This window comes from Domibacillus sp., assembly GCF_031181085.1.
Classification (GTDB): Bacteria; Bacillota; Bacilli; order Bacillales; family Domibacillaceae; genus Domibacillus.
Genome location: NZ_JAPSLE010000002.1, coordinates 305546 through 328096 on the forward strand (window position 1 = coordinate 305546; position 22551 = coordinate 328096).

A 22551-nucleotide genomic window follows, 5' to 3' on the forward strand; every position below is an offset into this window, starting at 1 on the left:
GCTAATTTACATTGTTAAACAGCATGTGTTGTCGTTTATTAACACTGTCTAATCTTTAATAATTATAGATTCAGTATTACATATTAATGGACCTTTTTTATATACAGATATGGTAAAATCATTCAAAGAAAGGGTGAGAGCATGAAAGAAAAACAAGAGCTGTACCGGTATTCCTGCACGGTGGATGAGGGGAAAGTTTTTGCATTTAAACAAGCGGTTTCGGCTGCCGATACGGGGAGTGAGATACCGCCGACGTTTCTCACTGTACTTGATTTTCACGGCGGGTTGTCTTTTCAAAAATTAACGGAGCTTCTCCAGTTTGACCCCGCTTGTGTGCTGCACGGCAGCCAGTCTTATAAATACATAAAACCCATTTTTCCAGGTGACCACATTGAAGCCGTTGTGTATATTACAGGACGAACGGCCAAAAGAGGCATGACGTTCGCAAAGCTTGAAACGGTTTATTTAAAAGAAAACCATCCAGCCGTTATATCGCGTTCGACCTTGATTGAACAGAAAGGAGCAGCCCATGTTTAAACCTGTTTACTGGACGATTACCGCGGAAGAAATTCGTGCGTATGCAGCCGCTTCAGGTGATTTTAACCCGATTCATACAGACCCTGATTATGCACAAAAAGCCGGGCTGAAGGGCTGTATTGCACACGGGATGCTCGTAATGGCGCTTGGAAGCCGTGCGATCCGTGAATGGGAGGCAGGCGATTTAACGTCCTACGAGGCCCGTTTTCAGGCGATGACGTATCCCGACGAGCCGCTTGTGGTCAAAGGCAGCTGGACGGATGAGGAAGCAGGCAAAGGCAGTGTAACAGTTCAAAACGAGAAAGGCGAAATAAAAATGAAAGGCACCTTTACAGTGAAGTGAAGAAAGCGGCCGCTTTTCTTTTTCAGCTTGCGTTTCTGTCCGCTTTGTATTATGGATCTGAGTTTCTTGTTTCCTGGCTGCATATCCCGATTCCAGCTAGTGTTACCGGCATGGTGATCCTGCTTTTTCTTCTATCAAAAGGCTGGGTTCCTGTTCAAATGATTCAAAGTGGAGCTGCTTTTTTAAACAAGCATTTAGCTTTCTTTTTTATTCCTATTGCAGCCGGATTAATCACATACGGGGATCTGATCCGATCAGACGGTGCTGCCCTTATGGCAGTGATTGCCGGCAGTTCGGTTATGGGCCTTCTTATTACCTCTGGACTTTCTAGTGCATTGGCGAAAAGGGGCAGGGAAAAAGCATGACTATTATTTACATAATTGTAACCATTGCAATTTACCAACTGGCGCGATGGGCCGCTTTGCGGTTTCCATCCCCTTTCACAACGCCCGTTTTCACATCAACTGTGGTGATCATCAGCCTGCTGGCTGCCTCGGACGTATCGTATAAAGAATATACACCGGCGAAAGAGATCATGACCTTTTTGCTCGGTCCGGCAACCGTAGCACTGGCTCTGCCGCTGTATCATAACCGGGCTGTACTGCGTGAGCGCTTTCTTCCAGCCGCCACCAGCTTGATTGTCGGTACATTCGCAACGATTGTATCGGCTGTTTGGATGGCTTCTGCATTTGGCCTCTCCCGTACCATTCAAGCGACCGCCGCTGTAAAAGCCGTGACAACGCCCGTAGCGATGGAAGCAGCTGTGATTATTGGCGGCGATCCAGCCCTGGCCGCTGCTTTTGTCATCACAGCTGGTATTTTCGGAGCTGTATTTGGCCCGCCTTTTTTAACGATGTTCAACATAAACGATCCTTTTTCAAGAGGCCTCGGTATCGGCACCATTTCTCACGGTATTGGAACAAGCCAGGCTCTGCAGGAAGGACATATTCAAGGAACGGTGTCCAGCGCTGCAATGGGCGTCTCTGCCATTATTACCTCGCTTGTTCTGCCCTGGCTGTTCCCTTTTCTTTAAAAAGATGACGAGCTCGACTTGTCATCTTTTTTTTGTGGAATATAATGTGAGAACGCTTTAGAAACAGACAAAAAGTTGTGACAACTTTTCTATAGACTTTCCATAAAGAGGGCGTATAATAAAAGTATAAATCAATTGTGAAATATTTCACAAATTATCTCGAATGGTGAGTGAGAACAGTGAATAAAGAAGCGTATGAGGAAATAAATGCATGGGCGGTTAAAAAGTCAGCGATTTTGCGCCATAACCCTCTTCAATATATTGTAAAAGCGATGCTGGCAAGCTTTTTTATCGGCTTTGGCATTATGCTGTCCTTTAAACTGGCTGAACCTTTTTTTGATGCAGGATCACCAGCCACAGTCTTAATGCTCGGTGCGTTTTTCGGCATTGCCCTTGTGTTAATTCTTTACGGAGGAGCGGAACTGTTTACTGGCAATACTATGTATTTCACAATGAGTACAATGAGCGGCAAAACAAATTGGAAAGAAGCACTGGCCGTTCTTGGAGCATGCTATATAGGGAATCTGCTTGGCGCTTTATGCTTCGCCCTGTTTATCAGTGGAGCAGGAATTTATAATGATACGGCGAATTCTCAATATTTAATGGATGTTGTTTCTCATAAAATGCATTATCCTGCGTCTCAATTGTTCTTTAAAGCGATTTTGTGTAACTGGATCGTTTGTCTCGCTGTCTGGATTCCTATGCAGATGAAAGGGGACATGGTGAAAATCGTGACAATGCTGCTGTTCGTTATGACATTTGTTGTGGCCGGCTTTGAACACAGTGTGGCTAATATGGTTTTGTTCAGCCTGGCTCTGGCAGTGCCGCATCCTGAAGCGATTTCTGTAGCGAGCGCTGTTCATAATTTAATTCCTGTTACTTTAGGAAACATCATTGGCGGCAGCGTGTTTGTCGGCATGGTATACATGTACCTGGCAAAACCAGTCCAAAAAAGCATACCGGGAGAAGCAAAAGAACGCATTACTGTTAAGCTTCTTGAAATGAATAAAAGCCGTCGCTGAGCGACGGCTTTTTTTTAACCAATTAAAATGCGTTCCTTCGGATAATGGTAAGAGTCTTTAATTTCTTTGCCGCGAATGAGGAAAAGAAGGGAAAACAGCCCTACCCGGCCAATAAACATAAGCACAATTAAAATTATTTTAGCCGGTGTGCCGATCACGCTTGTCACGCCAAGGGAGGAGCCTGTTGTACCAAATGCGGATGAAACCTCGTAAATAATAGGAAGCAGTGCCAGCTCCGGCTCTAAATAAGAAAGAGCAATAACGGAAACAGCCCAGATAAACGTTCCGGTCACAAGAACGACAAACGACCGGTGCGCGTCAATGGGATGTACTTCCCGATGAAACACTTTAATAGTGTTTTTCCCGCGTGCAAATGTGAATACACTGAGTGCTGCGATCGCGACGGTCGTGGTTCGCAAACCGCCGCCTACACTTGAAGGTGAGGCGCCGATAAACATCAGTACCGACAAAAGCAGCAGTGACGGCGATGAAAAGTCATTTAAATCCAATGTGGCCAAACCGCCGCTTCTCGATGCAATTGATTGAAAAAGAGCATAGAAAAACGATTCATGCCATACTTTATCCGCTAAGAAATGGTTTCGCTCAAACAAAAGCAGTCCCGCTGTGCCGATGGCAGCCAGCAGCACATACATGGTAACGGTTAATTTTGTAAACAAGCTGAACGCAAATTTACGCGATCCGCGGTAGGTTAAAAAATCTTTCATTTCAATCAATACAGGAAACCCGATCGCCCCAAGAATAATCAGCACCATATTCACAACTTGAACAAAATAGTCATTTGCGTACGGAATAAGGGAAGCGCCGGTAATATCAAAGCCGCCATTGGTTGTAGCACTGACCGAAGCGAACAGGCCGTGCAGGAACGCTTCGCTGATCGTCGGGTAGTACTGAATAAAATGAATGCCGAGTACGAGAGCTCCAACTGCTTCAATAGCAAGAATAAGAAGAAAAATTTCCCTCATTAATTTAACGAGGCCGCTTAAATCGGTCCGGTTTTGGTCTGCCATAATGAGCTGCCGCTCCCGCATGCCAATCCGTTTACCAAAAAGGAGCCACACCATGGAACTAAACGTCATAATGCCGACACCGCCTACCTGTAAGATAAGCAGGATAAAAAAGTACCCGGTCGTGCTGAAGGTGTCAATGGTGCTGACCGGGGTCAAGCCCGTTACACTGAGGGCACTGACAGCTACAAAAATCGCATCTATAAACGAAATGTCTACGCCTGGTTTGTGAGCGGCCGGCAGCAGCAATAAAATACTGGCAAACACAGCACCGCTTAAATAAAGGAGGAAAATAACCTGAAAAGGAGAAAGCCGCAGCTGTTTTAACTTCATGCCCGGCACCATCCCCATTGTGTGTTTCTCTTCATCATACAATCACCTTTTTAAGCCTCTCTGCTGCCTGCTTTAATAAAGGAACAGGCTGCACTAGGGCGATACGCACGTAGCCTTTGCCCGCTGTGCCAAACGCGCTTCCCGGCACCATTACAACGCCGGCTTTATCAATCGCTTCGAAAACAAAGGCGCGGTCATCGCTGCCGGACGGAATTTTCGTCCATAAAAACATGCCGCCCCCAGGCTGCTCAACCGGCCATCCGATCTCTTGAAGCCCTGATGAGAGTGCTTCGGCCCGTGCCCGGAATTCCATCCGGAGCTTGTTTGTGATTTCCTCCGCATGATCGAGGGCAAAAATAGCCGCTTTCTGAACCGGAGCGAACACCCCGTAATCCAAATTGGATTTGAGCTGCTTCAGCACACGAATCATGTCGGCATTTCCGGCAATATACGCAATGCGTGTCCCGGCCAGACTGAAGGTTTTAGAAAGAGAATTGATTTCCATCCCTACTTCCATTGCACCGGAAATGGAAAGAAAACTAAACGGTTCCCCGCCTTCAAAGTAAAACTCTGAATAAGCCGCGTCATGCAGTACAATGATATCGTGCTTTTTGGCAAAATCAATGACCTGCTCAAAAAATGCACGATTCGGCATCGCCGGTACAGGATTGCCCGGCAGATTGAGCAGCATCAGCTTTGCTTTTTGAGCTATATCTTCTGGAATAAGAGATAAATTCGGCAGAAATTGATTTTCAGGCAGAAGCGGCATAAAGTACGGCACCGCACCAGCAAGAGAAATGCCGGCTTCATACGCAACATAAGCAGGGTTCGTCGTTAATACGATGTCACCGGGATCACAAAAAGCAAGAGGAAGATGCACAAGTCCTTCCTGAGATCCCATCGTTTGAACGATTTCTGTTTGCGGGTTTAAAAGGACGCGTGTGCGCCGCTTGTAATAATCGGCTACGGATTGATAAAACTGCGCGGTTCCGCCAAGTGTATAGCCGTAGGCATCCGCTTTCGCACTTTCATCGGCTAGAACGGTCCGAACGCGTTCATCCGGCGGCAAATCCGGGCTGCCAAGGCTTAGGTCAATTAAAATGTCGCCTTGCTGCTTTTTTTGATCCGTATAGGCTTTTAAGTCACTAAAAATGGATGGACCAAAGGCCGTCATTCTTTTAGAAGGTTGAAACTTCAAGACAAGCACCTCGTTGCATGAAAATATGTATGTACGCGCCCTATTTTACCACATCAAATCAAAAAAGTATGCGGCTTGGTTTGTTAACTATATTAAAAATAGGTTGACAATAGAGGGAGCCGCCTTTTACAATAAAAAAAACAATTCACTGGAGGATTACATATATGAAAACAGTTCACTGGATGCAGGCGGCTATGTTTGCTGCTATTATGGCCGTGCTTGGATTCCTGCCGCCTATTCCGCTTTCTTTTACGCCTGTGCCGATTTCCTTTCAAACAATCGGTGTGATGATTGCGGGGGGCATACTCGGTGCCCGGCTGGGTGCACTCAGCCAGGTTATTTTTCTGCTGGCTGTCGCAGCAGGAGCTCCTATTCTTGCCGGCGGGCGGGGAGGGCTTGCTGTTTTTGCAGGACCAAGTGCCGGTTTCCTGATTTCCTGGATTGCGGGCGCATTTGTTGTCGGCTTCCTGGTTGAACGCGCCGCAAAACTATCAGCTAAGCGCACGTTTGCTGCTAACGTCATTGGAGGCGTTCTCGTTTTATACATCATTGGCATTCCCGTTCAGTCACTTGTGACAGGAGTCGGGCTGAAAGAAGTCACGCTGGCAAGTGCCGCTTTTATTCCGGGTGACCTCCTAAAAGCGGCGGCGGCGGCACTTCTTGTTCCGAGACTGCGTACCGCCCTGCAGGCTGTACCGTCTTTTCGCCGAGCTGCATAAATTTTGATATAGTACCAGTGGGGGGATAAAAGATGAATTTAACGTCCACACAATCGCTCCGGGCACATTCGTGTCCGGAGCATATTTGTTTACAAACGCCGAGCCGAACCTTTACATACCGGGAGTGGGAGGAGATCACAAAGCGCGCTGCCGCCTGGCTTTTATCACACGGGCAGCCGGGAGAGACCGTTGCGTTAACCGCTCAAAACAGATGGGAAACGCTCGCTTTATTTTGCGGGGCGGTACGGGCTGGATTTGTTTTTATGCCGCTTGATCCGCGGATGACAGAAGCAGAACGGACCGAGCGGCTTCGGCTCGCAAAGCCAGTGCTGTTCATTCCGTCAGAGCAGCTTGAAAAAACCGGTTCTTTGATCGAACAGACCACTCCTTCTTCGTATTGCCATGAGGATGTTCATTGTATGTTTTACTCTGGATTCACTTCTGGTTCAAGCGGTACGCCAAAGCAATTTATCCGCAGCCAGCGGTCCTGGCTGAAAAGTTTTGAAGCGGGGATGGCCGATTTTCCGCTAACCGGGCATGAAACGGCCGTCATCGCCGGTCCTATTCACCATTCCCTGTTTTTATATGGAGCCGCATTTGCTTTTTTCAGCGGACAGCCGATTCTTTTAATGGATAAGTTTGTGCCGCAGCATACGGCTCAAGCATTAAACCGTCTGGATTCATTTGTTTTTTACGCGGTTCCGACGATGCTTGAAGCGCTGTACAATCGCTTTCACACTTCTTCGAAAGGAATTGTTTTTTTATCCGGTGCAGGGTGGACAGCGGAGCGGAAGCAGCAATGGATCGATACATATCCAGCGGCATCGCTTTATGAGTTTTACGGTGCCTCCGAGCTCAGCTTTGTGTCTTATATGACACCAGAGGATTACAGAGTGCGGCCTGCTTCTTCCGGAAAACCGAGCACTGGTGTAACGGTGGATATCCGGTCAGGGGGAGAAAGTCTTTCTCCTGGACAAACGGGGACCATTTATGTGAAAAGCCCGATGCTGTTCAGCGGCTATGTGCACGAAGGCTGCTACAAGCTTGACATCGATCAAGACGGCTTTTATACGGTCGGAGATGCAGGCTATGTAGATGAAGAAGGCTGTTTATATGTGGTGGGCAGAGAGCAGTTTATGATGATTACAGGCGGCGTGAATGTTTATCCGGAAGAAATAGAGCGGGTCGTTGTAAGATGTCCGGATGTACATGCAGCAGCGGTTACGTCTATTGAGGATGTGCATCTTGGCGACCGGATTGTCTGCTTTTATACAGGCGGGGCAGACAAGGGAGCCGTCCGCGTTTTTACAAAGCAGTTTCTATCCGTCCAAAAGCTGCCGAGACACTGGATTCAAACAAACAGTCTTCCACTCACAACGAATGGAAAAATCGACCGGAAAGCTCTTCGGGAAAAAGCAAAGGAGGTCCTGCAGTGACTGTTTACATTACGAATGCGAAAAGAACGCCGGTAGGAGTAAAAGATGGGATTTTTTCAACAATAGAAGCAGCCCATCTTGCAGCACCTGTTATCAAAACGCTGGCAGACTGCTCCGCTGTTCCGCCCGACGAAGTGATTTTAGGCAATGTCACGGGGCCGGGCGGAAATATTGCGCGCTTGTCGGCTCTGCTGGCGGGACTTCCCCAGTCGGTACCCGGCTTCACAGTGGACAGACAGTGTTCATCAGGGCTGGAAGCGATTCGGCTTGGTGCAGCATTGGTTGCTTCCGGTGAGGCACAGCACGTGATTGCCGGCGGCTGTGAAAGCTCCAGTACCTCATTGCGCCCGGAAAAAGCGGTGTTTTCTCCGCAATCGATTGGAGATCCGGAAATGGGTATAGCAGCAGAATGGCTGGCTGAGCGAGAAGAAATTTCAAGAAAGGATCAGGATGATTACGCTGTATTAAGTTATCGCCGGTTTGCCGAATCGATCGCGGCAGCGCGGTTCACTCATGAAATCGTCCCGGTCGGCGGATGCTCAGTAGATGAGGCAGCTTTAAAAAAACGGCCGATTGAAAGGATGGCTCCGCGGGCAAAATCAGCTTTTCAGCCAGGAGGAACGGTGACCGCATTGAATGCATCTGCTTTTAATGATGCGGCTTGTGCAGTATTTATGACGTCTGTAGAAGCACCAGGCATGAAAGTGATAGCCAGCGCTGCCTCCGGAGCCGATCCGAACTTTCCAGCCGCTTCGCCTGTGCCAGCGATTGAAAAGCTGCTGATGAAAACGGGGCTCTCTGTATCAGATATTGACGTATGGGAAATAAACGAAGCATTCGCTGTGAAAATCATTTACACAGCAAGAAAGCTCGGCATTCCTTTTGAGAAAATAAATCCGGACGGGGGCGGATTGGCACTTGGCCATCCGTACGGGGCATCCGGCGCCATGCTTGTACTGCGGCTGTTTTACGGCATGCAGCAGCGGAATGAACGATTCGGCATTGCCGCAGTAGGAAGTGCAGGAGGCATCGGAGTAGCTATGCTTTTTGAACGCGTTTAAAACCTCCAAATCGGTTTTTACCAGTACATGCACGGGTATAAAACGGGAAAGAAGAGAAGGAGGAAAGAAGGATGAAAAGAGAGCTGGATCGGAGAGGGAAATGGCGCTTGTTCGCCATTCTTTTTTTGTCTTTATATGTAGTGATCATGCTGTATAACGTATACCGGCCGCTGCCGGAACATATTTCGTATGCGGGCAAAGAATGGGTCGTTCCAAGTGAAGATGTTGATTTTTTCTACAACCTGTCCGGTGAAAAAAACGGGGAAAAATTTTATAAGGAAGAAATTTTCACAAGGACCCTCGACATTATAGACGAAGCAGAACAATTTATCGTTTTGGACTTCTTTTTATTTAATTCGTATCATGAAAAAGAAAAAGAATACCCAACTATAACAAAGAAAATAACGGATGCACTGCTGTCAAAAACAGCGGAAAATCCGGACATGCCGATTATCTTTATTACAGATGAAGTAAATTCATCGTATGGCTCTCATACGGTACCCGAGTTTGAAGCAATGAAAAAAGCAGGGATCGAGGTTGTTGAAACAAACTTAGATGCGTTCCGGGACCCGAATCCCATTTACAGCGGCTTTTACCGCATGCTGTTTACGTGGTGGGGTGAGAGCAAAGAAGGCTGGCTGCCGAATGGATTAACGGATATGGCGCCGGATATGACCGTACGTTCTTATTTAAAACTCATGAACGTAAAAGCGAATCACCGAAAAACCATTACAACCGAAAAAACGACCTTGATCAGTTCAGCGAATCCGCATGATGCTAGTTATTACTTCGCGAACGCAGCGTTTGAAGTAAAAGAAGCGCTCGTTGGAGATATGCTGCAAAGCGAAAAAGCCGTTGCCGATACAAGCCGGAACATCTCTTTTCCAAAATGGACGAATGCGGCCGAAAAAGGCGGGGAAGTTCGTGTCCAGCTTTTAACAGAAGGTAAAATACAAGAAGCAATTGAACAAGAATTGGCTCGTGCCCAAAAAGGAGACGAAATTTGGCTGGCTATGTTTTACTTAGCCGACCGGAGTGTGATTGAAGGACTGACAGACGCGGCAGAGCGGGGGGCAGATATCCGCTTAATTTTAGATACAAATAAAAATTCGTTTGGACGCAAAAAAACTGGACTGCCCAATATTCCAATGGCCGCTGAACTGCGTGAAGACACACATAACAGGGTAAAAGTGCGCTGGTTTGCTCAGTCGCCGGAACAATTTCATTCAAAAATGATGTATATAAGGCATGAAAATGAATCGGTTGTCATCAGCGGGTCCGCCAATCATACGTCCCGCAATTTAAATAACTACAATCCGGAAACAGACGTGAAAATAAGAGCTGCTCACAATCAGCTTATTATAGAAGAAGTAGATGCGTATATGCATATGCTTTGGGAAAATAAAGGAGCTATTTACACAGATCCATATGAAAAGCATAACGAAAAAATATCTATTATGAAACGAACCATTTATTCATTTCAAAAATTGCTTCATTTTACAACCTTTTAGAAAAAAAACAAACTTTTTAACTAATTACATTATGTGCAAAATTCAAATTTGACATTTTTAAAAGAAAGATTTAAAATAAAAGAAAAAAGGTCGTGACAAAATGCCAAGAGGTGAAGGAAAGTTTTTAATTAAGCAGCGTGCATTCTTAAAACTGTATATGATTCGCTTTGTAGAAGAGCATAAAATGTACGGTATGCAGGCAATGGATGAACTGAAAGCATCGTTTAAAGCATTTGGATACGAGCCAAACCATTCGGAAATTTACCGCTCTCTTCATGAACTGATTGATGATGGCATCTTAAAGCGCCAGAAAAAAGTACAGGAAGGGGCAAAATACAAAGAAATCGTCATCTATCAATTTGCCGACTATGAAAAAGCAAAGTTATATAAGAAACAAGTGAAAACCGACCTCGACCGCAGCATGTCATTGTTACGGAAAGCGCTGGAGGATGTTTATTAAGCTGAATAACGATCTGTTAGAAAAACCGCTTCTTTATTATAAGAGAAGTGGTTTTTTGTATAAACAGAATCGTATTTTAGCAGGCAAAGTGATCTTCTTTGGATTTTATGAACACAATTCATTTTAAAAACAAAATGTTTTTATTTTTCTTTTTATATACGTTTCTAGTTAAATTATTTAAATTATTTAATAATAAAGCGTTTTCAAAAAGCGATTATAAAAAATGAGAAAAATGAGAAAAAGAAAAAAGGAGTTGGTTTTATGACAATGCTCGCCATTCTCGGATTTTCTATGGTAGCTGTTTTTATGTATCTGATAATGAGCGGAAGATTATCCGCGTTGATCGCACTTATGATTGTCCCGGCTGCATTTGCTCTTTTTGCCGGATTTGGATCTAAGATTGGAGAAATGGCTTTAGCGGGTATTACTGATCTTGCACCAACCGGCGTTATGCTGATGTTTGCGATTCTTTACTTTGGAATTATGATCGATGCCGGTTTGTTTGATCCTGTAGTAGGAAAAATTTTAAAAGCGGTTAAAGGAGATCCAATGAAAATTGTGGTTGGTACAGCTGTACTGGCTATGATTGTTTCACTAGACGGAGACGGAACAACAACCTACATGATTACGATCTCAGCTATGCTTCCGCTTTACCAGCGTTTAAAAATGAATCCGCTTATTCTTCCGGCTGTAGCGCTTATGGCTGTAGGGGTAACCAACCTTACGCCTTGGGGCGGGCCGACTGCCCGTGCAGCAAGTGCCCTGAGCCTTGATATGCAGGAGCTGTTTAATCCTCTTATTCCAGTTATGGCTGCCGGCGCCCTTTGGGTGATTGCCGCTGCTTACTGGATGGGGAAAAAAGAACGGAACCGCCTTGGTGTCCTTTCATTGGAAGAACTCAATCAGCCGGTTGAAGGAAAAAGCTATTTAACGTTTTTCGGAACAGCCGCTGTTTCAGAAGAAGATGCAAAATGGAAGCGTCCAAAGCTTCTTTGGTTTAACTTTGCACTGACTATTGCACTTATGGTGATGCTCATTCTAGGCGTTATGCCGCTGCCAATCTTGTTTATGCTTGCTTTTGCTGTGGCCATTACGATCAACTACCCAAATGTAGACAATCAAAAAGAACGTATTGCGGCACATGCAGGCAATGTGCTGGCTGTCGTATCACTCGTGTTTGCAGCCGGTATTTTCACAGGTATTTTATCTGGAACAGAAATGGTTGATGCGATGGCGAAAAGCCTGATTGCCATTATTCCAGATTCGATGGGGCCACATCTTCCTGTTATCACAGCGCTTGCGAGCATGCCATTTACATTTTTTATGTCTAATGATGCTTTCTACTTCGGTGTTCTGCCTATTATCGCGGAGGCTGCTTCCAATTACGGTGTAAGTGCTCTTGAAATTGGACGTGCTTCACTTTTAGGCCAGCCGGTTCACTTGCTCAGCCCGCTTGTAGCTTCCACGTATCTGCTTGTCGGGATGGCAAAAGTAGATTTTGGCCAATACCAGCGCTTTACAATTCTATGGACAGTCGGAACAGCCGTTGTCATGACGGTAGCTGCCATTTTGCTTGGTGTTATTTCTCTATAAGAAGAAGTCCCGGATTCGGTTTGATCCGGGATTTTTTCTTTTATTCTGACCTGTTTTTTCGTACAATTTGGTAAAAAGAAGATAGGAGTTCACATGAAAAGAAAAACTGTGCCGCTTCGAACGAAAATTTTTACACTCGTTTTTTGTCTGCTTTTTTTCATCGTAGCCGGCATGTCTGCGGTCTTTTACTGGATTCAGGCAAAAGAAACCGCCGATCAGGTACACCAGCTCTCTTTGCAGACTGCTCAAACGATTTCTTTTATGCCGGAAACGAGTGCTTTCTTAACCGACGAGCGCAAATCAGATACACTGCTTCCCGTCTTAGAGCATATTCAGGAAAGAACCGCTGCGCAGTCTATATCGATTGCGGGCCGAAACGGAACCGCCTTATCTACGTTTCAAAAAGCACAGCCGCTCCATGAATCAGACAGCCGCTCTCTTATTTACGGAGGTTCTTACACAGTAGAGGAAAAGGGAACAGACGGCGAAGCAATTATCGGCAAAGCTCCGATTGTCCAAGCAGCAGACGGCCATTCAGAAGTAATTGGCACCGTCTCTGTTGAATTTTCCAAAAAATCGATTGCAGCCCAAATTGCTTCCCAGACGGGAAATATCCTGCTTGCCGCCGCGTTAGCGCTTTTAGTTGGGATTGCCGGCGGTTTATGGCTCACCAGAAGCATTTTATCTGATACACTTGGATTTGAGCCTGTAAAAATTGCATCCTTGTATAAAAAAACGATTGATGAAATACGGCTGTATTCCGATGAGCTCCGGGCTCAGACGCATGAATTTATGAACAAGCTGTATGTTTTATCCGGTCTTTTGCAGCTTGGCCGCCATGAAGCTGCCCTTGAGTTTATTCAAAGGGAAGCTGATAGTGTTTCCCTGCAGCAGCATATCGTTTTTAAACAAATTCAAGACGACTTGATTCAAGCTGTGCTGCTCGGCAAAACCGCTAAAGCATCAGAAAAAAAGATTTCCTTTACGATTGAACAGGAAAGCGTGCTGTCCGGTATTCCTTCCCATATGGACGGTCATGCGCTTTTAACCATTATCAGCAATTTAATTGATAATGCATTTGAAGCCGTCAGGCAAAAAGAAAGCCCCCGTGTTTCTTTTTTGATCACAGATGCGAGTCCAACTTTAATTATAGAAGTGACTGACAATGGGACTGGGATTGACGAACAAATGGTTTCTTCCTTGTTTGAGAAAGGAGTATCGACAAAAGGGGAAAACCGGGGTTTTGGCCTTTATAATGTAAAAGAAGCAGTTGATGCTTATGGAGGCTTTATGGAGGTGCTGCCAAATGACCCTTCCGGCACTATTTTTACAATTTACATACCGAAGAAAGCAGTTAAAGGAGATGGACATTGATGATACACGTTGCGATCGCGGAAGACGATTTTCGCATTGCCAGCATACAGGAAGAGTTTCTTAAACAATTAACCGGGTTTACGCTTGCAGGAAAGGCATTGAATGCAGAAGATACGCTTGCCCTGCTTGAAAAAAAGAGAGTGGATGTTTTGCTGCTTGATATTTATATGCCGGATATGCTTGGCACGGAGCTGCTGCCGATTATAAAGAACCGTTTCCCGAAAACCGACATTATTATGGTTACCGCAGCTTCCGAAAAAGAAATGCTTGAAGAAGCACTTCGTTACGGCGTTTTTCATTATTTAATCAAACCGGTTTCGCTTGAGAAGTTCACATCGGTGTTAAACGAATATAAAAAGAAAAAACAGCTGCTTCAGGACACAAGCCAGGTTACCCAGGATATAGTCGATGCTTATTTTGCCGGGAACGCCCAGGCATTGCCTCAAGCGGCCCAGCTGCCAACCGGTATCGACAGCGTGACGCTAAACCGGGTGTCGGAAGTATTAGAAAACCTACGGGACGGCGTATCGATTGAAGAAATGGGCACCCAGATTGGCGCTTCCCGGACGACGGCACGCCGCTATCTTGAATACCTTGTCACAGTAGGGAAATGCCGGGTTGAACACGAATACGGCATCGTTGGACGACCGGAACGCCGCTATTTCAAGGTTGGGTCATGAAGCAGCTTCTTTTGCTTGTCTTGATTTTTTTTACGGCCGGCTGTGAGGCGTCTTCTCCACCGCTTGAAGAAAAGGGCCTGACCTTTATTGTCCCCGGCTCTCCAAACGGCGGCTGGGATGCACTCGCCAAATCGATTAAAACGGTTATTGAAAAAGAGCAGCTTATCAAAAAGCCCATACATATTGTGTACGAAGAAGGCGATGGCGGAAATGACGGCTGGGCCCGTTTAAACGAAGAAGACTCCAGTACAATCGCCATTAACTCAAGCTTGCTGCTCACAAACAGGCTGCTCGGGCACAGCAATCTTCAATACAAAGATTTTACGCCGCTTGCCACAATGGCCAGCGAGTGGCAGGCAGTGATTGTTTCTAATGATTCTTCTATCCAGTCGATTAATGACTTAATGGACAAGCTCAAAAGAGAGCCCGGCCGCTATCCCATCGGTATTGAGCCGCAATTTGGCAACGATGATCAAATTGCTTTCGCTCAGGCAGCACGTACAAAGAGCATATCGGCGGCTTCCCTTCGTTTTTTTCGCTATCCTGACGGAAAAGCGCTCCTCGAAGCGCTTCAAAACGGAAAAATCGCTGCTGCTTCTCTGTCTTCCTCTCAGTCAGAAGATTTTGCGGCAAATGGAAACGTCCGCATTATCGCTATTTCCTCGCCGAAGCGGCTTGGTCATCTCCCGGATGTACCAACATGGAAGGAACAAGGCATTAATGTCGTGTTTCCGCACTGGCGCGGCGTGATGGGTCCTGGCGATTTAACAGAAGCGGAGCAGAAATGGTGGAGCGAGCTTTTAAACGCGGTTCAATCTTCTCCTCATTGGAAAGAAGAGCTGAAGAAAAACCATTGGACTCCTTTTTATCGAAACAGCGAGGACACGGAAGCGCTGCTCCGGTCTGATACAAAAAAATACCGCTATATGATGAACCAAAAATAAAAGCTGTCTCTAATGATTAGAGACAGCTTTTACGCTGTTTGCGGCAAAAGGCCAAGAACCGCGAAAAAGTGAAATACGGTGCCCGCCAGTACAAACAAGTGCCAGATCATGTGATGATACGGAAAACCGCGCCAGACGTAAAAAACGGCGCCTGCTGTGTATAAAACCCCCCCGGTAACCAAAAAAGAAAGCGTCATGGGTGACAGAGCGGCTGTAAGCGGCCCCCAGGCAAAAACGATCAGCCAGCCCATCATCACGTACAAAAGGGTAGACAGCCCGACAAACCGCTTTACAAAAAAGCATTTAAACACTGTGCCGACTATGGCCATTCCCCATATTAAACCAAACAGTGTCCAGCCGAGCGTTCCCTGGACGGCCACAAATAGAAATGGCGTATACGTCCCTGCTATAAACAAATAAATAGACGCGTGATCAAAAATTTCAAACAAGTCTTTTACTTTTCCTTGAGGAAAACTATGAACAAGCGTAGAAGACACATATAAAAGCAGCATCGTGATGCCAAAAATCATAAATCCTGCTAAATGCCAGCCGGTTCCGTAAATGGCCGAAAAAACAATCAATAAAACAAGAGCGGCTAAGCTGAGCAGGGCGCCAATTCCGTGGGTAATGGAGTTGGCAATTTCCTCACCCCTGGAAAATACATGTGTAGTCGAAGATTCTTTCATATGCGGCAGCTCCTCCCATTGGGTAAATGTCACAGTCGTATTGTAGCATATTCATTTCGAATTATTCTCGTTCCGCCTTTCAAAAAGGTTAGGATATACCGGAAAAACGGGTATACTGATAAAGACAATGGATGAAAGGGGTTTTTTTGAAATGGAACCAATTAAACATGAAAACGGCATTTTTTACATGGAGAAAGACGGCCGGCGTGTTGCGGAAATCACCTACGTCCCGGCTGGGGAAGGAAAAATTAATGCCAACCATACGTATGTCGCAAACGAGCTGCGCGGCGGCGGTGTAGCCGAACGGCTGCTCGATACGCTTGCCGATTATGCAAGAGAAGAAAACCTAAAAATTATTCCTTCCTGCTCCTATGTCGTCGCAAAATTTGCAAGAGGCGGCAAATATGACGATGTAAATGCCCTATCTACATGAAATATGTGGTGATTGGAGGAGACGCGGCCGGCATGAGTGCTGCCATGCAAATCGTGCGTAGTGACAGCGAAGCAGAGATTACTGTGCTTGAAAAGGGAGCTATTTATTCCTATGGCCAGTGCGGGCTTCCTTATGTGGTCGGCGGTCTTATTCCTTCAACGGATAAAGTGATTGCCCGAACCATTGAAACATTTCGCATGAAGTATGGGATCGATGCCCGTATTTTGCATGAAGCTACAGCGGTAGATCCGGTAAAACGGACTGTATCCGGCGTGAATCATGAAACGAAAGAAACGTTTACAGTTTCCTATGACCGGCTGTTAATTGCAACCGGAGCCAGCCCGGTTCTGCCGTCCTGGAGAGGAGCAGGCGTAGAAAGGGTGCACGTTGTCAAAACCATTCCGGATACCGAGCGTTTAATGCGCCATCTCAGCTCAAAAGAGGTAAACGAAGTTGTCATTATCGGAGCGGGATATATCGGCCTTGAAATGGCTGAAAACATTCACCGGCTCGGAAAACAGATCCGGATTGTTCAAAGAAGCAGCCAAATTGCCGGCATGCTTGATTCGGATATAGCCGAGGCGCTTCATCAGGAAGCCGAGCAGCACGGTGTGATTCTATCGTTGAATGAACACGTTGAGGCAATTGAAGCAGGACAGGTTGTAACGAGAAGTGCCGCTTATCCGGCTAATCTCGTCATTGCTGCTGTTGGCATTCGTCCTAATACCGCTTTTTTAAAGAAAACAGGCATCCATATGCTTGAAAACGGAGCGCTTATCGTCAATGACCGAATGGAAACCTCGGTGCCCGGTATATACGCAGCCGGTGACTGTGCCACACATTTTCATCTTGTAAAACGAAAACCCGATTATATTCCGCTCGGCACAACCGCTAACAAGCAGGGAAGAATTGCCGGACTGAACATGGCCGGCCGGACAAGGTCCTTTAAAGGTGTTACCGGCACGTCCGTTTTTAAATTTTTTAACCTGGTGGCTGCATCAACCGGCTTAACGGAGAGAGAAGCGGAAAGGGAAGGGATTTCCTATCGGGTCTCTGCGATTGAAACAAAAAACAGAGCCGGCTATTACCCGGATGCTTCTCCTCTTCGTGTGAAAATTTTGTATGATCCGGAGTCCAGGCTGCTGCTCGGCGGCCAGGCAGTGGGCGAGCGCGGGGCAGAGAAGCATATAGATGTGCTGTCGGCGGCCCTGTTTAACAACATGACCGTCGAAGAACTGGAAGATTTGGACTTAAGCTATTCTCCGCCGGTTAACAGTGTATGGGATCCTATTCAGCAAGCGGCGCGCCGGGCCAGATAAAGCGGGAGGGAGCGCATATGTATTCACATATTATTTTGGCAGCGGACGGGTCAGAGCATTCGTATCGTGCTGCCGAGCATGCTGCGGCGATAGCGGGTGCTTCCCCTTCATGTACGGTTACAATTGTGTTTGTTTCAAGGCCTGATGAATCAAAAGGAGCTGCTTTACAGCAGGAACGCATGAATGCGGTTCAGTGGGAACGGCGGGACAAACTGACTCGTCATGAATGCCTTTTTACGGGAAAAGGCATTCCATATTCCGTCTTGGTACGGGAGGGAGATCCAGGACCCGCTATTGTGAAGTACGCCAATGCCCAAAAGGCAGACCTGATTATTCTCGGCAGCAGAGGACTGAACCATCTTCAAGAGTTTGTTCTTGGCAGCGTAAGCCACAAAGTGATGAAACGGGTGAACTGTCCCGTGATGATCGTAAAATAAAAAATGGCACCTCCGCGGGGAGGTGCCATTTTTTATTTAGGAAGCGTACATTTCTTTTACACGTTTTTGAAGCTCTGTATCTTCTAAAAACTCGTCATACGTCATCATCTTATCGATGATTCCATTCGGTGTAAGATCGATAATACGGTTCGCTGTTGACTGAACAAACTGATGGTCATGAGACGAGAAGATCATGGCGCCTTTAAACGCAATCAAGCCGTTGTTAAGAGCCGTGATAGATTCCAAGTCCAAGTGGTTGGTCGGTTCATCCAATAAAAGAACGTTTGAACCGGACAGCATCATCTTAGACAGCATGCAGCGGACTTTTTCTCCCCCGGAAAGCACGCTGGCTTTTTTCAGCGCTTCTTCACCAGAGAAAAGCATCCGGCCAAGGAATCCGCGTAGGAAGCTTTCGCTTTCATCCGCCGGCGAAAATTGGCGCAGCCATTCTACAAGCGTCATCTCTGACCCCTCAAAGTATTCGGAGTTGTCTTTCGGGAAGTAAGCCTGTGATGTAGTGACGCCCCATTTGAATGAGCCTTCGTCCGGCTCCATTTCGCCTGCTAAAATTTTAAACAGTGCCGTTTTGGCTGCTTCATTTGTGCCGACAAGCGCAATTTTATCTTCCCGGTTCATAATAAAGCTTACGTTATCAAGCACTTTCACGCCATCAATTGTTTTGGACAATCCATCTACACGCAGGACATCGTTCCCAATTTCACGCTCAGGCGTAAACTGTACATATGGGTAACGGCGGGAAGAAGGCTTGATATCATCCAGCGTGATTTTATCCAAAGACTTTTTCCGTGAGGTCGCTTGTTTTGACTTTGAAGCATTGGCGCTGAAGCGAGCGATAAATGCTTGTAGTTCTTTGATTTTCTCTTCTTTTTTCTTGTTCGCATCTGACTGTAATTTTTGTGCAAGCTGGCTTGACTCATACCAGAAATCATAGTTACCGGCATAAATTTGAATTTTTCCAAAGTCAAGGTCTGCAGTGTGCGTGCATACCTTATTTAAGAAATGACGGTCATGGGATACCACAATAACGGTATTTTCAAAGTTAATTAGAAATTCTTCCAGCCAGCGGATCGCTTCAATGTCAAGGTGGTTGGTCGGCTCATCCAGCAAAAGAACGTCCGGCTTGCCGAATAAGGCCTGGGCAAGAAGCACTTTTACTTTGTCTGATCCATCAAGCTCTGACATTTTTTTGTCATGCAGTGCTTCTTGAATACCTAAACCAGAAAGGAGTATCGCAGCTTCAGATTCTGCTTCCCAGCCGTTCATTTCAGCAAACTCACCTTCGAGTTCCGCTGCGCGCATGCCGTCTTCATCCGTAAAATCAGCTTTCATGTAGATCGCATCTTTTTCTTTCATTACTTCATAAAGACGGGCATGACCCATAATAACCGTTTCCATTACGCTGAACTCTTCATATTCGAAGTGGTTCTGCTTTAATACGGCAAGACGCGCATCTTTTGGCATGGACACATGACCGGTCTGCGGCTCCAGGTCACCGGATAAAATTTTAACAAATGTAGACTTGCCGGCACCATTTGCGCCGATAAGTCCGTAGCAGTTCCCCGGTGTAAACTTTAAGTTAATATCTTCAAACAATTTTTTGTCGCCAAAGCGCAGGCTGACATCTTGTACTGTAATCAAATGTTTTTTCCTCCCAATATGAATTCATCGCCTCTGATTATATCATTCTTGGGAGAAAAAAAGAATAAACAGTAAATTGAAAAAGCGGGCAAATCTTTTTTAATTCCGAGTAAGCAAATAGGATTGACTTTGCATTATTTTCTGATAAACTAAACTCATTCGAAAAGAACAGATAATAAAGAGGGGGACATCAATGATTACCTTTGAATCGTGGAATGATATGCAGGACCAGATCCCTGACTTTCCGGCTGATTCAGAAACAAAAGGAGCACTTGAAGTGCTTCGGTGGGCATATGATACGTATGGCGACAAGCTTGTTTATGCCTGCAGCTTCGGAATTGAAGGCATTGTTTTGATTGACTTGATTGCTCAAGTAAAGCCGGATGCAGAAATCGTTTTTCTAGATACACATTATCATTTTAAAGAAACATACGAGACCATCGATAAAGTAAAAGCTCGTTATCCGCAGCTGAATATTCGCATGCAGCAGCCAGAGATGACGATCGAAGAACAAGCGGCCAAGTTTGGACCAGACTTGTTTGCTACAAACCCAAATAAATGCTGTGAAATCCGGAAGATTATTCCGCTTCAAAAAGCATTGGCTCCGTCAACAGCTTGGATTTCCGGGCTGCGCCGTGAGCAATCGGAATCAAGAGCAAACACAAATTACTTAAATCTTGATAACCGATTCCAAAAAATTAAAGTGTGCCCGCTTATTCACTGGACGTGGAAAGAAGTGTGGCGTTATGTAACAAAGCATGAGCTTGACTATAATGTACTGCATGACCAGGGTTACCCAAGCATTGGCTGCGAACCTTGCACGAAGCCTGCTTTTTCAATGGACGACATTCGTTCCGGACGCTGGAGCGGATCCGGTAAAACAGAATGCGGTCTTCATACAACCAATCCGTAAGATCTTAAATTTTTTTAAAAATAATACCAAGTGTTTATCTATGAATTTTAACCTATTCGGAGGGACCTATACATGACGAACATTGCTGCCCATGGAGGCCAACTTATCAACCAATACCAACCGGATTTTGACCTATCCGGCATTTCAAAAGAAGTCGAACTTGATGCGACGGCTTTAAGTGATCTTGAATTAATCGCCACGGGCGCATTCAGCCCGCTTACCGGCTTTCTTACACAAAAAGATTATGACAGCGTCGTAAAAGATATGCGCCTCGCAGACGGCACAGTTTGGAGCATTCCGATCACGCTCCCTGTACAGGATGCATCTGGATATGAAAAAGGGGACACAGTCCTATTGAAACAAAACGGCACGGTATATGGTGTGCTGAACATTGAAGACATTTATGAGCCTGATCAAAAGCTTGAAGCAAAAAATGTATACAAAACAACAGAAGAAGCACATCCAGGCGTAAAAAAAGTATACAGCCGCGGTCCGGTTTACCTGGGCGGCCCGATTACACTTGTGAAACGCATTGAACGCGAGCAATTCGCAGAGTTCTACTTTGATCCATCCGAAACACGCCGTATTTTCCGTGAAAATGGCTGGAACAAAATTGTCGGTTTCCAAACACGCAACCCGGTTCACCGTGCACATGAATACATTCAGAAATCAGCGCTTGAAATTGTAGACGCGCTTCTTTTAAATCCGCTTGTTGGCGAAACAAAATCCGATGATATTCCAGCTGATATCCGTATGGAAAGCTATCAGGTGCTTCTTCGCGATTATTACCCGGCAGACCGTGTGAAGCTTGCTGTATTCCCAGCAGCTATGCGCTATGCTGGACCGCGCGAAGCGATTTTCCATGCGATTGTCCGCAAAAACTATGGCTGCACACACTTTATCGTTGGCCGTGACCATGCAGGTGTTGGTGACTACTACGGTACGTATGAAGCCCAAGAAATATTCTCAAACTTCACAGCGGAAGAAATCGGCATTACGCTTCTGTTCTTTGAACACAGCTTTTTCTGCAAAAAGTGCGGAAACATGGCTTCTTCCAAAACATGCCCGCATTCAAAAGAAGACCATGTGATTCTTTCTGGTACGAAAGTGCGTGAAATGCTTCGTGCAGGAGAAATTCCACCGGCAGAATTCAGCCGTAAAGAAGTGGTAGAAGTTCTAATCCGTGGAATGAAAGAAACATCAAACGCATAAGGGAGAGAAGAAACATGACGAACAACAATATCGTCTGGCATGAACAGTCACTAACAAAAGAAGAACGTCGCAAGAAAAACGGACACCACAGCGCGGTACTATGGTTTACCGGGCTGTCCGGTTCCGGCAAGTCAACGGTCGCAAATGCTGCGGCCCGCCGCTTGTTTGATCTTGGCGTAAGCACGTATGTATTAGACGGAGACAATGTGCGCCATGGCTTAAATAAGGATCTTGGTTTCTCAGATGAAGCACGCAAAGAAAATATCCGCCGTATTGGGGAAGTATCTAAACTGTTTGTAGATGCAGGCCAGCTTGTATTCACAGCTTTTATTTCTCCATTCCGTGAAGATCGTGACACCGTTCGCGCACTTCTTGAAAACGACGAGTTTATTGAAGTATTCGTTGAGTGCCCGATTGAAAAATGTGAGCAGCGCGATCCAAAAGGCTTGTATAAAAAAGCAAGAGCAGGCGAGATTCCTGAGTTTACTGGTATTTCATCTCCGTATGAAGCACCGGAAAAACCGGAGCTTGTGTTAAATACGGATCAATATTCCGTTGAAGAGTGCGTGGACCAGCTTGTTGAGTACTTAAAGAAAAACAACTGGCTGTAAAAGCACCTTGCC

General features: G+C 45.8%; 24 protein-coding genes. 20 read left to right on the plus strand and 4 right to left on the minus strand.

Annotated features, from left to right (window positions below):
* Window positions 1–141 precede the first annotated feature (141 nt).
* The 5 genes from RIN81_RS05240 (at window position 142) to RIN81_RS05260 (ending at window position 2935) form a co-directional block, all read left to right on the plus strand.
* On the plus strand, window positions 142–537 hold the full coding sequence (locus tag RIN81_RS05240) for an FAS1-like dehydratase domain-containing protein (protein WP_309088044.1): 396 nt from the start codon (window positions 142–144) through the stop codon (window positions 535–537).
* Complete coding sequence (locus RIN81_RS05245; protein WP_309088046.1) at window positions 530–880, plus strand: MaoC family dehydratase; 351 nt, start codon at window positions 530–532, stop codon at window positions 878–880. Before RIN81_RS05240 ends, RIN81_RS05245 begins: the two co-directional genes overlap by 8 nt.
* A complete protein-coding gene (locus tag RIN81_RS05250; protein WP_309088048.1) occupies window positions 877–1245 on the plus strand; it encodes a CidA/LrgA family protein in 369 nt (122 codons plus the stop codon). Before RIN81_RS05245 ends, RIN81_RS05250 begins: the two co-directional genes overlap by 4 nt.
* The gene (locus RIN81_RS05255) at window positions 1242–1913 is read left to right on the plus strand and encodes an LrgB family protein (protein ID WP_309088050.1); all 672 of its coding nucleotides are present in this window, start codon (window positions 1242–1244) and stop codon (window positions 1911–1913) included. Before RIN81_RS05250 ends, RIN81_RS05255 begins: the two co-directional genes overlap by 4 nt.
* A gap of 179 nt (window positions 1914–2092) precedes the next feature.
* The gene (locus tag RIN81_RS05260; protein WP_309088052.1) at window positions 2093–2935 is read left to right on the plus strand and encodes a formate/nitrite transporter family protein; all 843 of its coding nucleotides are present in this window, start codon (window positions 2093–2095) and stop codon (window positions 2933–2935) included.
* Window positions 2936–2949: 14 nt separating this feature from the next.
* Here the strand turns inward: RIN81_RS05260 and RIN81_RS05265 are convergent, their stop codons facing one another.
* Together RIN81_RS05265 and RIN81_RS05270 are read right to left on the minus strand one after the other, a co-directional pair.
* Window positions 2950–4305: a TrkH family potassium uptake protein gene (locus RIN81_RS05265; protein WP_309088291.1), complete on the minus strand. Its 1356-nt coding sequence runs from the start codon at window positions 4303–4305 to the stop codon at window positions 2950–2952.
* 22 nt (window positions 4306–4327) lie between these two features.
* Entirely contained in the window at window positions 4328–5491 is a 1164-nt protein-coding gene (locus RIN81_RS05270) for an aminotransferase class I/II-fold pyridoxal phosphate-dependent enzyme (RefSeq protein ID WP_309088054.1), read from the minus strand.
* 164 nt (window positions 5492–5655) lie between these two features.
* Here RIN81_RS05270 and RIN81_RS05275 point away from each other — a divergent pair, with 164 nt between their 5' ends.
* The 9 genes from RIN81_RS05275 to RIN81_RS05315 all read left to right on the plus strand — a co-directional run bounded on the left by RIN81_RS05275 (window position 5656) and on the right by RIN81_RS05315 (window position 15269).
* Window positions 5656–6210, plus strand: coding sequence for a biotin transporter BioY (locus tag RIN81_RS05275; protein ID WP_309088055.1), 555 nt, complete (start codon window positions 5656–5658; stop codon window positions 6208–6210).
* Window positions 6211–6242: 32 nt separating this feature from the next.
* On the plus strand, window positions 6243–7646 hold the full coding sequence (locus tag RIN81_RS05280) for an AMP-binding protein (RefSeq protein WP_309088057.1): 1404 nt from the start codon (window positions 6243–6245) through the stop codon (window positions 7644–7646).
* The gene (locus RIN81_RS05285) at window positions 7643–8707 is read left to right on the plus strand and encodes an acetyl-CoA C-acyltransferase (protein ID WP_309088059.1); all 1065 of its coding nucleotides are present in this window, start codon (window positions 7643–7645) and stop codon (window positions 8705–8707) included. Before RIN81_RS05280 ends, RIN81_RS05285 begins: the two co-directional genes overlap by 4 nt.
* 71 nt (window positions 8708–8778) lie before the next feature.
* Window positions 8779–10218 carry a phospholipase D family protein gene (locus RIN81_RS05290; protein WP_309088061.1) on the plus strand — a complete coding sequence of 480 codons (1440 nt, stop codon included), beginning with the start codon at window positions 8779–8781 and terminating at the stop codon, window positions 10216–10218.
* 100 nt (window positions 10219–10318) lie between these two features.
* Window positions 10319–10678, plus strand: a complete 360-nt coding sequence (locus tag RIN81_RS05295) for a replication termination protein (protein ID WP_242232899.1) — start codon at window positions 10319–10321, stop codon at window positions 10676–10678.
* A 267-nt stretch (window positions 10679–10945) separates the two neighbouring features.
* Entirely contained in the window at window positions 10946–12271 is a 1326-nt protein-coding gene (locus tag RIN81_RS05300) for a CitMHS family transporter (RefSeq protein WP_309088293.1), read from the plus strand.
* 93 nt (window positions 12272–12364) lie between these two features.
* Window positions 12365–13645, plus strand: a complete 1281-nt coding sequence (locus RIN81_RS05305; RefSeq protein ID WP_309088064.1) for a sensor histidine kinase — start codon at window positions 12365–12367, stop codon at window positions 13643–13645.
* Window positions 13645–14325 carry a response regulator gene (locus tag RIN81_RS05310; RefSeq protein WP_309088066.1) on the plus strand — a complete coding sequence of 227 codons (681 nt, stop codon included), beginning with the start codon at window positions 13645–13647 and terminating at the stop codon, window positions 14323–14325. The genes RIN81_RS05305 and RIN81_RS05310 overlap by 1 nt, the downstream gene beginning before the upstream one ends.
* On the plus strand, window positions 14322–15269 hold the full coding sequence (locus RIN81_RS05315; RefSeq protein ID WP_309088068.1) for a tripartite tricarboxylate transporter substrate binding protein: 948 nt from the start codon (window positions 14322–14324) through the stop codon (window positions 15267–15269). The genes RIN81_RS05310 and RIN81_RS05315 overlap by 4 nt, the downstream gene beginning before the upstream one ends.
* Before the next feature lie 29 nt (window positions 15270–15298).
* On the opposite strand, the gene trhA is transcribed toward RIN81_RS05315, so the two are convergent.
* Window positions 15299–15955 carry a PAQR family membrane homeostasis protein TrhA gene (gene trhA / locus RIN81_RS05320; protein WP_309088070.1) on the minus strand — a complete coding sequence of 219 codons (657 nt, stop codon included), beginning with the start codon at window positions 15953–15955 and terminating at the stop codon, window positions 15299–15301.
* A gap of 151 nt (window positions 15956–16106) precedes the next feature.
* Here trhA and RIN81_RS05325 point away from each other — a divergent pair, with 151 nt between their 5' ends.
* From RIN81_RS05325 to RIN81_RS05335, 3 genes are read left to right on the plus strand one after another with little or no spacing between them, the layout of a single operon-like run.
* Window positions 16107–16388, plus strand: coding sequence for a GNAT family N-acetyltransferase (locus RIN81_RS05325; protein ID WP_309088072.1), 282 nt, complete (start codon window positions 16107–16109; stop codon window positions 16386–16388).
* Complete coding sequence (locus RIN81_RS05330; protein ID WP_309088074.1) at window positions 16385–17707, plus strand: FAD-dependent oxidoreductase; 1323 nt, start codon at window positions 16385–16387, stop codon at window positions 17705–17707. The genes RIN81_RS05325 and RIN81_RS05330 overlap by 4 nt, the downstream gene beginning before the upstream one ends.
* A 17-nt stretch (window positions 17708–17724) precedes the next feature.
* Window positions 17725–18144, plus strand: coding sequence for a universal stress protein (locus tag RIN81_RS05335; RefSeq protein WP_309088076.1), 420 nt, complete (start codon window positions 17725–17727; stop codon window positions 18142–18144).
* A 36-nt stretch (window positions 18145–18180) separates the two neighbouring features.
* Here RIN81_RS05335 and RIN81_RS05340 read toward each other — a convergent pair whose 3' ends face one another.
* On the minus strand, window positions 18181–19803 hold the full coding sequence (locus RIN81_RS05340) for an ABC-F family ATP-binding cassette domain-containing protein (RefSeq protein ID WP_309088078.1): 1623 nt from the start codon (window positions 19801–19803) through the stop codon (window positions 18181–18183).
* 193 nt (window positions 19804–19996) lie between these two features.
* Here RIN81_RS05340 and RIN81_RS05345 point away from each other — a divergent pair, with 193 nt between their 5' ends.
* The 3 genes from RIN81_RS05345 (at window position 19997) to cysC (ending at window position 22539) form a co-directional block, all read left to right on the plus strand.
* Window positions 19997–20716 carry a phosphoadenylyl-sulfate reductase gene (locus RIN81_RS05345; RefSeq protein ID WP_309088080.1) on the plus strand — a complete coding sequence of 240 codons (720 nt, stop codon included), beginning with the start codon at window positions 19997–19999 and terminating at the stop codon, window positions 20714–20716.
* A gap of 72 nt (window positions 20717–20788) precedes the next feature.
* Complete coding sequence (gene sat / locus RIN81_RS05350; RefSeq protein WP_309088082.1) at window positions 20789–21928, plus strand: sulfate adenylyltransferase; 1140 nt, start codon at window positions 20789–20791, stop codon at window positions 21926–21928.
* Between the two features lie 14 nt (window positions 21929–21942).
* On the plus strand, window positions 21943–22539 hold the full coding sequence (cysC, locus tag RIN81_RS05355; RefSeq protein WP_242232910.1) for an adenylyl-sulfate kinase: 597 nt from the start codon (window positions 21943–21945) through the stop codon (window positions 22537–22539).
* The last annotated feature ends 12 nt before the right edge of the window (window positions 22540–22551 follow it).